Raw genomic sequence first — 14008 nt, 5'->3', positions numbered from 1 at the left:
CAGCAGTACATACTATAAGAATAAAATATTTACCGTAATTATCTATATATCAATACAGATTTAATTATTCTCTCATCACTTTTCTGAATAAACAATTGATAAATACCATTTTTTAAGACATCGGGAATCAATATTTCATATTTTTGTCCGTTGTTTGAAATTCTGTTGATATTTATCTGCCTTCCCGTAATATCAACTAATACAAAATCAACTTCTTCTGTATCTTTTAAAAATTCATCTGTTAGCTGAATGTATAATTTGTTTCCTTTAACTGGATTGGGATATACAGTGACCTTATTTGGGTTAAAACTTACAAGAAGAAATGCTATTGGACTAAATTCGGTTTCATATCCATCTATTTCTATAGATTTAACCCGGTAATAAGATGTTCCTGACAATAAATTTTTATCTACATATTTATAAAACTGACGCCCATCCGATTTTATGTTACCAATAGTATTAAAAATTTCACCATCTGCAGATCGTTGTATTTCAAACCCCTGTACGGCAACTTCATTTAAAGTTTTCCAAGATACCTCTGCCTTATTATTATCAATCGCTTTAACCTCTATACTCACAAATTTCAGTGGTAACGTATTATCTATTTCCACCCTGTAGACCCCCACATCATTGCTATTCAGATTAGTTGTCGCATAATTCCCTGTATTATTACCACTACCTGTAGCTGCTGCCCAGTTAATACCGTCATAACCTGCTATACCGAAATAAACACCGGACGGACTACTAAAATTGCTCCCTTTCAGACTTGCAGGGAACCCTAATTTTATAGCAAAATCTCCTGTTCCATCGGTACGTCTAAGGTGATAGGACGCATCTACAAATTTACTTTTATCTACAATGGGATTCCCACCTGGTAAACCATTATCCGTAAGCCCAGTTAACACACTAAGTTCAAAATCTGATACTGATTGCGGGGTTATACTTACTGGTAAATAATTTTCACTGTTTCCTAAAGGAATATCGGTATGTGTATTTAATCCAACAAATATGACTTTAGCTATTTGCCCTGATACTTCTGATAGGGTGTTAATATAGGAAGCAACACCTCCACCGTTTATTTTTGAAATTTGCAATTGTCCAGTTGCCGGAATATTCAACAGTCCAGACTGCATTCCCAATTCTTTGATTACCAAAGTTTGATTTAACGTTACTCCCAAATCAGAATTGACAATCATTTTATTTACAATCCCATTTTTAAATGTATTATCCACTATTACTCTAGGATTTATACCTGTAAAAGGTTTTATAAATCCTATAACTCCTTCTGTTGCATCAATCTTCCCTGTAGTGTTCAGAACAATGTTTTCGGCAACATTTATTATTGTTGCATCAGTAATTTTAAGTGTGGTTGTACTTCCTAATTCTAATAGGCTGAATGTAAAACTAGGTCCATTTACAATTGCTGTTGTATTTGTTTTGGTAAACTTCACCGTCATAGACGAGTTAACATAATTTCCTCCCGTTGCTATAGTATGACTTAGGAAATTTATATTTCCCTCTGCTATCAACTCTGTTCCAATAGAAAGAATACCAGTATGCGAACCACTTGCATACCCCGTATAAGCAGAAGCTCCATGTTGGAAGGAAACATTTTCAGCAGCATTTAAAGTTGCGGCATGCCTTATAGTTACTCTGGTACCAGCTATTACTGATGGAGCAATTGTATAACCGTTTCCTCCATTGATTATATTGACACTAACAATACCAACTTTTGCAGTTACTTCGGCATTAATACCATCTCCTGTAATAGTCATAGTAGGTATAGAGGTATAGCCACTCCCAGAATTGGTAATCGCAACACCAGCTATTTTTCCATCAATTACTGTAACTGTTGCTGATGCACCACTCCCTCCACCTCCACTAAAAGAAACATTTGCATAAGTATAGCCTGAACCTGAATTTTTAATATCTGCACCTGTTACGTTTACCTTTGAAATAACGGCCTCTGCATTTATCGAGCCATTAGCCTGCATACCGTTTACAAAATTTAAAACAGGAATACTGTTTAAACGGCCAGGTTCAATAATATTAACTACAGAAACACTTCCATTACTAATATTTGCAGCTAAAATAGCTCCATACCCTTCTCCTACAAGCAATTTCTTAACATTTCTTTGCGAAGTACCGGTAAGTAACCCCTCATGGCCATCGCGTATTAAAACAGTTCTATCCAATCCAATAGCAGCAGAAGCTGTTACCCAAGCACCTCCTTGATAGACTTCAAAGTTATTAGCTGAATTAAAACCACTACTTGCCTGCCCCGTACGATAATCTCCTTCTGCCGGCACGTAATTAAAAACTGAATTTACGGGATTATCATCCATTGGTAAAGTTGTTTCATTAAATAATAATGTACCATACCCTAACAAAATAGAGGCTCCCAACTCTCCTCCTTCCAGAGATCTTACCCTGTCTACCACTTTTTTAGTATAAAACACTTCATGCGCAGATATACCTTTCCTATTGAAATAATGGTTATAAATCATTTCATATCCTGACTGAAACTCGCCTCTTCTATCATTGGATATTGCACTACCATAATGATTAGCTGTATAAGGCACATCATTATAACCTAAGTTATACTTAGCCATATATTCATATCCTTTCAAGAGCCTGTTATTTAAAAGACCATATAAATCAAGTCCCTGCTTTTCTCCAATTTCACATGCTTCTGCCAAACCTCCTAGCCCCATGTGTACATGCTCCTGATCTCGACCGCTTTCCCAACATTGTCCAGTATCATAGATATAGTTTTTCAAAGTACCATTGGCACTGTCAGTAGTGGAGCTTAGAAAGTTCACCCCATTATTAAAAATTACTTCGTCATTCAAAAAAACGCCTATACCCATAATACACTTAGTAATTGCCGTATCCCAATTACCTGCCCAACCTCTCTGGAAATTTTCTATTACAGGATAAATAACATTTCTAAACATGTGCTCTGCCTGCTGTATATCTGTCTGTGTCCATCCCGAGTTTGTATAACGTAGAATTTCTGCAGCATTAACCATAGCAAACCCGTACCATGCCGCACACAGCTTTGCATCACCACCACTAAAAGTTTGCAGAGTGGAAGACCACGAATTCAGAATACTTTTTGCCGTATTGGCATAAGTAATGTCTCCAGTAATTGCCCACATAAGCGCACTACGATAAGCCATTTGAGCATCTCTTGTCATGGCTTTAGCCGATTCACTATTTATACCCTGATCACGATAAACATCTGTATAGGCTGGTGAAGGCATATAAGCAATATCTGTATTACTTTTTAGGAGTTGATATCCTTTTTTCCAGGGCTGGTGTTCTGAATTTGCCAGACTCTTTATTCGTTCAAGATCAATAGCATTATGCAATATACCTGGATGTTCGAAAGAAAAACTTTGTTGTTTAATATTTTTTAGCGGCTTCTTAGCATATAAAACACCAGTCCATAAAAATAAAAACATCAGTACCAATAATGGCAAATTACCTTGTTTAATAAACGTTAATCTCATAAATGGCTATAATTTAGTTTATGTTTATAGACTAAAGACGAACAAACAGGTAAATCGCCCCCCTCTATATGCAAAAAACCTACAAAAGTCATTTTTGACAATTAGATTAACATCCTCGCTACTCTTTTCTGATTTTTCTTTCACAGAGATTATACAAGATTTTCATCTAGTTTATAACAGATCATAGACTAGATGAAATTCTTATAATATACCTCTTCGATTACCAGAATTGAAGAAGACTTTTATTCAAAGCTGAATGAAACTAGTTTAAGTTACATTTTTCCCAGTAACAGCCCTCATTAATGAATCGTTATTAAACAATAGATATATCAAGCCTACAAATAAAGGTTTTCCCGAAAAAAACACAGCATTAGAGCCTGTTTTATCTATTCCTCTTCTTCCGTATTCTTCAACACCATTAACAATTGGTAAGCACCATCTACTATCAGTTTTTTTCCTATCAGCACATCGCTGTTTTTGATTTCGGTATAGCCATTTTTACTATCGCCCGGGGTTACTTCTGCTAGCTCAAACTTTCTGTCGTCCAACATCACAAATACATAGTTTTTACCTTCAAAATTTAAAACGGCTTCGTTCTTAACAGACCAGCTTTTTTGCTCTGCATCTTTAATTTCTACATTCATATACATACCGGGCAACAAATTTTTATCGCTATCTGTAAAGTGGGCATGTACTTCTGTTGTACCATCATCATCAATATGCTTACCTACTAATATAACTTCGCATTTATATTTTTTTGATGGATTTCCGTTAGCAAAAGTATACAGCGTTTGTCCTGTATACAAATTGGGCAGGTCTTTTTCAAAAACCTTTACTTTCAGGTGTAAATCTCCAAGGTTAAGCAACTCAAACAACACATCAGAGGGAGCTACGTATTTCCCGATATTAACATTTACGGTTGAAACCACTCCATCAAAAGGGGCATAGATATTAATATTTCTGCTGATGTTTTTATCTGATAACTGCGCAGTATTAATATTGATAAGCTTTAACTTCTCTTCCAATGCTTTTAAGTTTACTTTTTGCGAGGTATAAACCGCCAATGCCTGCTCCATGTTTTTATCACTGGAAGCCTTAGTAGCATTCAGGTCTTTTTGTCTTAAATACTCGTCTTCCGCAGCTTTTAAATTTGCTTTGGTAACCAGATAATCCTGCTGTAACTGAATGTACTGGTTATCTTCCAGTATAGCTATAACCTCCCCTTTCTTAAAAAACATTCCGGGAATTAATTTGGTAAACTTTACATAGCCACCAAACGCTGTACTTATAGAGATTTGGTTTTGCGGTGGCACATCAACCTTACCGGTAGCTTTAATGGTGCCGGCAATATTCTGTTTAGAAATAGAGTCTACGCTTAACCTGATAGCTTGTTTTTGCTTCTCGCTAATTTCCAGTATATTATTTGCTGTTGCTATTTCCTGTTGTTGTTTAACCTGACTTTTGCAGGCAAACAAGCTCAATAAAGTTATAGTGACAACGATTATGTTTTTCATCGCTTATTAGTTTTCCTGTAAATAATTTAATGTAATGATACTGTTATTGGTAGCGTCTAAAACATCCCAATACTCCTGCTGCACCAGAAATGCCTGTTGCAAAATAGTTACCCACTCCAAATAATTGATTTCGCCACTGTTAAGCTGCTTTAAGGCTGCTTGTATAATAGCATTGGCATGCGGTAAGCGAGCGTTCTCGAAACCGGCTAGCTGTTGTTCGTTTTTTTGATGCTCTATTCTTGCAGCCTCCAAAGCAAGCATATATTTTGCCTTTTGGTCCTGCAGGTTATTCTCTGCCATCCTTATTTCTGTTTGGGCAGCTTTGATATTGCTTCTTTGAGCTCCAAAAAACAAAGGCAATCCCAATCCAAAAGACACACTGTTAAATCTGGAGTTATTGTTAATCCCTTCGTTTTTCATACTCTGATTAAAATATCCTACCTGAATATCGGGCAGGTATTTAGATCGCTCTAAAGCCAGGGCCGAGGTAGCATTTTTTTGATACTGTTCGGCTAAACGAACCAGGGGATGCATTTTTGCCGCTATCTCCGCTTTCCCTGATTTTGCTTTTACTTCTGCAGCATCCGGCATATAGTTTATCCTGGAATTTAAGATCAGTTGAAATTGCAACCTTGCCAGTTCCAGACTATTTCTGGCTTCGTTAAGCTGGTAAAGCACCTGCTCTCTTTGTAAGTTTGCTGACGATTTTTCGATAATATTAGAGGCGCCCTTTGCAAACCTTTCTTCGGATTTTTTCTCAAACTGTGCCAGCAAGCTATCTGTTTTCATTAACAGATTTATCTTTTTCTGCTGCACCAGAATATGATAAAATAACAAAGAAACATTCTTTTTAAGCTCTGCGGCATTTAAACCACTTGCTAAAACTGCCGTATGATAAAGCTCCTGATAATACTTTTGTTGTTTGGCATAAACAGTGGGAAAGCTAAAAGATTGCGATACTCCAATTTTATTATCTATTTCACTACTATTCATCTGTCCTATCTCGGCATTTACATCCGTTTTGGAAATATTATAGGCTGTAGCTTTCTTATATTGGTTATACTTTACCAGCAAATCTTTGTCTTTTTGTGCTCTGTTATTCTTTAATGCCGAGTCTATAGCTGCATCTAAACCAATAGACTGTGCCCTGGATGCCGTTGCGGCAAATAAGAAAAACATCAATAACATTAAAGTTTTAGGGATGCGCATCTTTTTCTTTCCGTAAGATTCAAAAATCACGAACAGGATGGGTAACACAAACAGGGTAAGCAAGGTTGCTAATAATAAGCCTCCAATAACTACGGTTGCCAGCGGCCTTTGTACTTCTGCCCCGGCTCCGTTACTTAATGCCATAGGCAAAAAACCTAAAGACGCTACAAAAGCCGTCATTAACACCGGTCGTAGTCTGGTTTGGGTACCAGAAACCACAATTCTGTATATGTTTTTAATACCCGATTTTTTTAGCCTGTTAAACTCGGCAACCAGTACAATGCCGTTTAATACGGCCACCCCAAACAAGGCTATAAAACCAACTCCTGCACTTATGCTGAACGGCATACCCCGTAAAGCCAGCAGAAATATACCGCCTATTGCCGAAAGCGGAATTGCAGTATAAATCAACAAGCTTTCTCTGATAGATTTGAAAGCAAAATAAAGCAGAATAAATATGAGAATAAGCGCTACGGGAACTGCTACCATTAACCTTTGCTTTGCCTGATTCAGGTTTTCGAAGGCTCCTCCGTAAGTAACATAGTAACCTGTTCCCAGTTTCAACTTTCCCCTTTCCAGCTCTTGTAGCTCCTGCACCACACTTTGTACATCTCTACCTCTCACATTAAAACCAACTGTAATTCTTCTTTTGGCATCTTCACGCTGTATTTGGTAAGGACCATTTTTAATCTCTACACGGGCTACTTCGTTTAACGGAACCTGTAAACCTCCGGGAGTTGGAATTAACAGATTATCTATATTTTCCATTTTTTTCCTTTCGGCCTCATCCAGCCGAACTACCAGATCAAACTTTTTTTCTCCCTCGTATACATAGCCGCTGCTTTTTCCGGCAAAAGCTGTATTCACCACTTTATCAATATCTGCTATATTAAGGTTATACCTGGCTATAGCCGCCCTGTTATAGCTAATTACAATTTGGGGCATCCCGGTAACGGGTTCTATATACAGGTTTTGTGTACCTTCTACCCGGTTAATTAACTTACCAAATCTGGATGCATAAAGTGCCAGCGAATCCAGATCTTCTCCAAATATCTTACAAACTACGTCTTGCCTTGCTCCCGTCATCAGTTCGTTAAAACGCATTTGTACCGGAAACTGAAAGCCAACGGTTATCCCCGGAACGGCCTGCAAAGACTGGGTCATTTTTTCTGCCAGCTCATCAAAGCTTTTTGCAGATACCCACTCCTTTTTATCTTTCAGGATAATCATCATATCAGAAGCTTCCATAGGCATAGGGTCTGTAGGTACTTCGCCACTGCCTATCTTTGTCACAATTTTTTCTACCTCTGGATATTCTGACTTTAATATCTTAGCCGCTTGTTGGGTATATTCTATAGTTGTATTAATATTACTACCGGTTAGTACTTTAGTATCTACTGCAAAATCTCCCTCTTCTAAGGCTGGTATAAACTCGCCCCCCAGATTCATCAATAAAACAACCGATGTACCAAACAATAATACCACTCCTATTAAAATTACTTTAACATTAGATAGCGCCTTTACCAGTTTTCTTTTATGAAACATTGCCAGCTTTTCCATAATCCTGTCAGAAAAGTTAGGTTGGTGCTGTAATTTACGGCTCAGCAACAACGAACTCATCATAGGGATATAGGTTAGTGATAATATAAAAGCGCCCATAAGTGCAAAAGCTACCGTTTGCGCCATAGGAATAAACATTTTACCTTCTATTCCTTTTAATGATAAAATAGGGAGGTAAACAATCAGGATAATAATCTGACCAAAAACCGCACTATTTACCATTCTTGTAGCAGCAGAACTGACTTCTTTGTCCATTTGCGAACGACTTAAGTAACTTAACCCGCTAAACCGCTTGCTACTGCCCAACTGATGCATTACCGCTTCTACAATAATGACCGCTCCATCAACTATTAGCCCAAAATCCAATGCACCTAAACTCATCAGGTTTCCGGTTACCCCAAATAAGTTCATCATAATGATGGCAAAAAGTAATGATAACGGAATTACTGATGCGACTAAAAATCCTGCTCTTAGGTTTCCTAAAAACAATACCAGAATAAAAACTACAATTAAGGCTCCTTCTACCAAATTAGTCTCAACCGTATGGATGGCATTGTTTACCATTTTAGTTCTGTCTAAAAATGGCTCTATAATAACACCTTTGGGTAAGGTTTTTTGAATAACGGCAATTCTCTCTTTTACATTTTTAATCACTTCATTGCTATTTGCTCCTTTCAGCATCATCACAACCGCTCCGGCAACCTCTCCCTCATCATTATAGGTCATGGCACCATATCGGGTTGCAAAACCAATTTTTACTTCGGCCACATCCCTTATAAAAACCGGAGTACTATCACTGTTTCGGCGAATGGCAATTTGCTCTATGTCATTTTCATTGCCAATTAAACCTTCACTCCTGATAAACAGTACCGTTGGACCTTTTTCTATATAAGCTCCTCCCGTGTTTTGGTTATTATTTTGCAAGGCGTTAAAAACATCCTCAATACTTAAACCCAGGGCCTGTAGTTTCTGGGGCTTTATAGCAATTTCGTACTGTTTTAATTTCCCGCCAAAACTGCTTACTTCTGCTACGCCCTTTACGCCTAAAAGTTGCCTTCTGACAATCCAATCCTGGATAGTCCTTAGTTCTGTAGCATCGTACCTGGTTTCGTAACCTTTTTCAGGTCGCACCACATATTGGTAAATTTCTCCAAGTCCGGTAGTTATAGGGCCTAATTCTGGAATCCCTATCGATTCCGGAATCTCTGATTTTATTTGCTGTAATCTTTCAGAAACTTGTTGTCTTGCCCAATAAACATCTGTTTTATCATCAAATACGATGGTTACCAAAGACAGTCCAAATCTGGAAAAGCTTCTGATTTCTTCTATCCCGTTAATATTGCTGTTTGCCTGCTCTATAGGAAAAGTAACCAAACGCTCGATATCTGCGGCGCCAAAAGAAGGTGCTACTGTAATAACCTGTACCTGATTGTTAGTAATATCTGGCTGTGCATCTATGGGTAGTTTCGTACTTTCATAAATACCAAATGCAATCAGCGCTATTGTAAATAGTCCAATAATGAGTTTATTCTTTACAGAAAACTCAATAATCTTATTTAACATAAGTTAACCTGTTAAATTTTCCACTAAAAAACACCTCTCTCTAAAAGAGAGAATGCATAAACTAATAAATAAGCTAGTTAATCAGGAAACTTTAGGTGGTTGCCAGATTCCAGAGAGGTATCTCGACTTAAGGTATAATTCTTTATAAAAAGTATGATTTTTTTTATCCTGAGGGACGGTATGATCTGCGTTCAATTGATATAGACTGATATCTACATAAGCCAGTAAGCTAAGTACCTCATGATGTGCCATAAAAGGCAACCTCATATCTGTATCATAATCAGCATCGGGTTCATGATTATTATAGTGAAGAACCAGAAAGTCCCAAAAACTCATTTTCGGGTTTTGCTGGCTGTGGTCTATATAATGCTCTACCAATATAGGCAACTTCAACAACTGGTTTATTTCAGTTGTTGATGTCAAGTATACTGCTATAGAAAGAATGACCAACAATTTCTTCATTGACACAAAGTTAATTTTTCATAATCAAAGTTTCACTAGCAGAACCTAATTTATATTGATTTCAAAACCAAAAACAAACAAAACACATTTATTAGGCTAATCTAAGTTTTATATCTTTACAAAAAGGAGAAGTTTATGGACTACATCATCAGCATACTTGAGCAGGAGAAAAATCGTATCAACAGAAGAATTTATGATGAAAACCTGATGCAGAAGAATATGAAAGCTGTTACAGCGGAATTGTCCAAAATCACAGAAATAAAAAAGGCAATCAAAATTCTTAAACAACGCAGCAAAACAAAAGATTTTGAATAAGGAGCAAAACAATTTCCAATAAAAAGCATTTAGTTCATTTATAACTAATTGTGTAACCAGATTAAAATTCACACAACCGATATATCGGTTAAAACTTACAAATTAAGATGAGTACATTAATATTGGTAAGACACGGTCAATCTTTATGGAACTTGGAAAACCGTTTTACAGGTTGGCAGAATATAGATATTACAGCAGAAGGGATTAAAGAGGCAGAACATGCCGGAAAAGAATTAAGCGGACAAACCATAGATATTGCTTTTACGTCAACATTGATTAGGGCACAGCATACTTTAGATATTATTATTGCACAATGTAAGCTTCAAAACCTGCCGGTAATAACTGCCTCGCAGCTAAACGAAAGGTCTTACGGAAGCTTGGAAGGTTTAAACAAAGCAGAAACTGCTAAAAAATTTGGAGAAGAACAGGTACATATCTGGCGTAGGTCTTTTGATGTGGCACCGCCTGATGGCGAAAGCCTTAAAGATACTTATAATCGGGTAATCCCCTATTTTAAAAAAGAGATTTTACCTTATCTACTACAGAACAAAAATGTACTGATTGTTGCCCACGGTAACAGCCTTAGGGCATTAATTATGTTTTTAGAAGAACTTAATGTCCAGGAAATTGTTGAAAGAGAAATACCAACTGGAAAACCATTAATATACAACCTAAATAAACAAAGTTTAGAAAAACTACAGATAGCGACAGGCGGAAGATGAGTTATTAATCAAATGATTTTGTAACTATCTGTACATAATTACACTCTTACTTTTGATTTTATTTTTATGGACAGAGATGTTATTACACTTGCTTTAGCAAACATTGATTTACCGGAAGAGGTAAACCTGGAAACACCTGAAGCTATTTTTAGGGAAAGGCTAACGGATTATATAAAGCACCTGCTTGATTTTGAGTTTGGCAAATTGCTACAGCTTCTCTATAGAATAGACGTTGCAGAAGATAAAGTTAAAACCAGCCTTGCTGATAGCACTGATACACGCACAGATGCCGAAAAAATTAGCTGGTTAATTATAGACCGACTGGAACAAAAAATAAACTTTAGAAAACAGTACGCATCTAAAAATATACCCTAATCTGGATCCGGTTATTTACCTTTTATAAATCCCACCCCATCTTAAAACCAACCACATATCAGGTATAAAGAAAATTGACATTATTTCCACACACACCCTTATTTAGATTAATTACAAATAACTAGATTTGGAGATGACTATACAACAATCTGTTTTTGAGCTAAAAAGAAGGGAGTTTGTTAGCCCCAACCTCATAAGAATTTACCTTACGGGAGAAGATATTGAAAAATTTGAACATGCCACTCTTGGCGAGAACAACAAACTTTTCATTCCTTCAGTAGATTATAAAGATGTGCAGTTTCCTGTTTTTGATAACGACAAAAAGCGTTGGGACTTTGCTAATGATTACAACAAGCCCTATATAAGAACCTACACACACCGCGGTCTTGATTTACAAAATAGGGAAATGATTATAGACTTTGCTTACCATGGAGACGTAGGACCGGCAAGTGCCTGGGCTGCCAATGCACAAAAAGGTGATAAACTAGGTGTAGCTATGAAACTGGGGAAAGGTGCTCTTTACCCTGAAAGTGATAACTACATTTTGGTTGGAGATATTACTGCCATACCTGTACTAAGCGTTATTTTAGAAACTTTACCTGAAGGCAAACAGGTGAAAGCTTTTTTTGAAGTTCCTTCTGAACAGGATAAAATACATATAGACACTAAAGCCAATGCACAAATAGAGTGGATTGTGAACGAGGATCCTGTAAGTGGCAGTCCTTTAAGTAAAATGGTGATTAACTTTTTAGATAAAGTTCAGGAAAACACTTTCATTTATGCCGCATCTGAATACAGAACTATTAAAGAACTGAGAATGCATTTACGCAAACAACTTAACTGGCCTAAGGAGCAGATTTATGCTTACTCTTATTGGAAAGCCGGACAAAGCGAACAGGATTCAGAAGCAAGTCGTAGAGAAGAAAGAAGCGAAAGTAATTAAACTATCTTTTCCATTTTAAAATAGCTGGTGTTTAAGCAATTGAAATTTAATAATTGTCTAGCAATACCGGCTTTTATGCTTCATTACTAAATAAACTTCATGATAAATTCGTTTTAAATTAAGGATTTAGTTATTTCTCATTTAAAATGTTTTTTCAACTTTGCCGGCAACAACAATATTTATCATGAAAAAAAGAGTTTTTAACATGCTTAGCCTCCTGTCTTCGATGTTGATGATAAGCATATCCTGCCAGTCAAACACCGTAAAGAATACAGAATCTGTAAAAACGGAACAAACTGCTGCACAAACTGCAAATTTTCAAAAACCCCTTACAGAAGGAAAAATATCAGCCCGGATTTCATTTCCATCCTTGCCTTTGGATAAAGTTTTTTCGGCAGTAGATCCTTCAAAAGGAGATATCCATCTTCAAATGCAAAAGACTATCGAGAAACTGAATGAAAACGACAGAAAAAAAATAGAAACATATCTAAGCAACAATCCTACCGGAGCGTTAGGCATTATGTTTTTACCTATGCTCAAAAACGATCTGTTTTTTAATCAGGGAAAAGCTACTGCTAAATGTGATGGACTTACCTACCATCTTGAAAACAGTATTGATCTGGCTACAAAATCCGGGATTATGTATGTAGAGAACCGCACAAAAGATATCCAAAAGCTAAACTTCAGGTTTACTGAAACAAGTTTTGATGTAAACAACCTAAAAACTAAAATAGACAACACAAAATACGATATAAAAAGCACCGGAGAGACTAAAAATGTAGCAGGTGTTGAATGTACTAAAGCTATTTATACACCTAAAGATAAATCTGATTTATCTTTAAATAAACTTGAGGTATGGACCAGCAAACAGCTACCTAAATCTCTTAATTTCCTGCATCCTTATTATATCGAAGAAAATAGCGGGATTGCGTTGATAGATATTTTTCTACCTAATACCACTCAGCCATTAATCAGGTATGAGTTTGTAAACATCAGTAACGAAAAAATTTCACCAGAGAATCTAGCTATAAAATCTACAGAGCCTCTTTATGATGCAGACAAAGATATGAACACCGTTTCTATGAAAATGCTGGACATTATGATGTCTTCTGATTACAGATAAAACAACGGTTTTTAGTTCAGTAACCGTCTGCTAAAACTATATAAAGCGGAATATTCCAATTGCTTTATTCTCTGCAATTGAAATATTCCGCTTTATTTATTGTATAAACACCAGATAAAAAGCCAATCAAAATAAAAACTGGCAATATTGAACTTTTAGGCAGGAAATTTGTTTATTAAACAACTGTTTAATCATTTAATTTTTAAATCTATGAAAAGAATAACACTCCATTTATTTGCTATTACTATAATAGCACTGGTATTTAGCTCCTGTAAAACTTCACAACCCAATTTATATGTAGCTTCTAAGGAAGTTGATTGTACTGGTGTTGGTCCACAGAAATGCTTACTGATAAAAGAAAATAAAGACGATCAATGGACTTTCTTTTATCAAGGTATTGAGGGTTTTAATTATGAGCCGGGTTATGAGTATGCTTTAGAAATTAAGAAAGAAAAAATCGAGAATCCACCAGCAGATGCTTCTTCTGTACGTTACATACTGGTAAAAGAAATTACTAAAGAGAAAAAAGAATCGGAAAATCTTCCTCAATAAGGATGTTTTCAGGATTTATTACAAAGAGTATGTCTCAAAGTCTCAAAATTGGAGGGTGTTTCACGAACTGTGTCAATAGTGTAACTTTAAACTATCGACATAAATATGGCAACACAATACGATTTTGATTTTGAATCCTTTAAAAAGGAAGCTAT

General features: G+C 36.3%; 10 protein-coding genes. 6 read left to right on the top strand and 4 right to left on the bottom strand.

Annotation, left to right across the window (positions count from 1 at the left end):
* Positions 1-38: 38 nt before the first annotated feature.
* The 4 genes from ACFSAH_RS14695 to ACFSAH_RS14680 all read right to left on the bottom strand — a co-directional run bounded on the left by ACFSAH_RS14695 (position 39) and on the right by ACFSAH_RS14680 (position 9823).
* Complete coding sequence (locus ACFSAH_RS14695; RefSeq protein WP_379663490.1) at positions 39-3515, bottom strand: alginate lyase family protein; 3477 nt, start codon at positions 3513-3515, stop codon at positions 39-41.
* Between the two features lie 386 nt (positions 3516-3901).
* Positions 3902-5029 carry an efflux RND transporter periplasmic adaptor subunit gene (locus tag ACFSAH_RS14690; RefSeq protein ID WP_379663489.1) on the bottom strand — a complete coding sequence of 376 codons (1128 nt, stop codon included), beginning with the start codon at positions 5027-5029 and terminating at the stop codon, positions 3902-3904.
* A gap of 6 nt (positions 5030-5035) precedes the next feature.
* The gene (locus tag ACFSAH_RS14685) at positions 5036-9361 is read right to left on the bottom strand and encodes a CusA/CzcA family heavy metal efflux RND transporter (protein WP_379663488.1); all 4326 of its coding nucleotides are present in this window, start codon (positions 9359-9361) and stop codon (positions 5036-5038) included.
* 81 nt (positions 9362-9442) lie between these two features.
* Complete coding sequence (locus ACFSAH_RS14680; protein ID WP_379663487.1) at positions 9443-9823, bottom strand: hypothetical protein; 381 nt, start codon at positions 9821-9823, stop codon at positions 9443-9445.
* A 135-nt stretch (positions 9824-9958) separates the two neighbouring features.
* On the opposite strand from ACFSAH_RS14680, the gene ACFSAH_RS14675 reads away from it, so the two are divergent.
* From ACFSAH_RS14675 to ACFSAH_RS14650, 6 genes are all read left to right on the top strand, one after another.
* Positions 9959-10138, top strand: coding sequence for a hypothetical protein (locus tag ACFSAH_RS14675; RefSeq protein ID WP_379663486.1), 180 nt, complete (start codon positions 9959-9961; stop codon positions 10136-10138).
* A 107-nt stretch (positions 10139-10245) separates the two neighbouring features.
* Positions 10246-10860, top strand: coding sequence for a 2,3-bisphosphoglycerate-dependent phosphoglycerate mutase (locus ACFSAH_RS14670; RefSeq protein ID WP_379663485.1), 615 nt, complete (start codon positions 10246-10248; stop codon positions 10858-10860).
* A gap of 66 nt (positions 10861-10926) precedes the next feature.
* Positions 10927-11235 carry a hypothetical protein gene (locus tag ACFSAH_RS14665; protein WP_379663484.1) on the top strand — a complete coding sequence of 103 codons (309 nt, stop codon included), beginning with the start codon at positions 10927-10929 and terminating at the stop codon, positions 11233-11235.
* Between the two features lie 133 nt (positions 11236-11368).
* The gene (locus tag ACFSAH_RS14660; RefSeq protein ID WP_379663483.1) at positions 11369-12178 is read left to right on the top strand and encodes a siderophore-interacting protein; all 810 of its coding nucleotides are present in this window, start codon (positions 11369-11371) and stop codon (positions 12176-12178) included.
* A 184-nt stretch (positions 12179-12362) separates the two neighbouring features.
* Complete coding sequence (locus ACFSAH_RS14655) at positions 12363-13301, top strand: hypothetical protein (protein WP_379663482.1); 939 nt, start codon at positions 12363-12365, stop codon at positions 13299-13301.
* A 210-nt stretch (positions 13302-13511) separates the two neighbouring features.
* Complete coding sequence (locus ACFSAH_RS14650; RefSeq protein ID WP_379663481.1) at positions 13512-13853, top strand: DUF4377 domain-containing protein; 342 nt, start codon at positions 13512-13514, stop codon at positions 13851-13853.
* Positions 13854-14008: the final 155 nt, after the last annotated feature.

Origin of the sequence: Pseudopedobacter beijingensis (assembly GCF_042678145.1) — a bacterium.
In the GTDB taxonomy this organism is placed as follows: Bacteria; Bacteroidota; Bacteroidia; order Sphingobacteriales; family Sphingobacteriaceae; genus Pseudopedobacter; species Pseudopedobacter beijingensis.
Note: the sequence above shows the minus strand (reverse complement) of the source record. Positions and strands in the feature narration are given on the sequence as shown.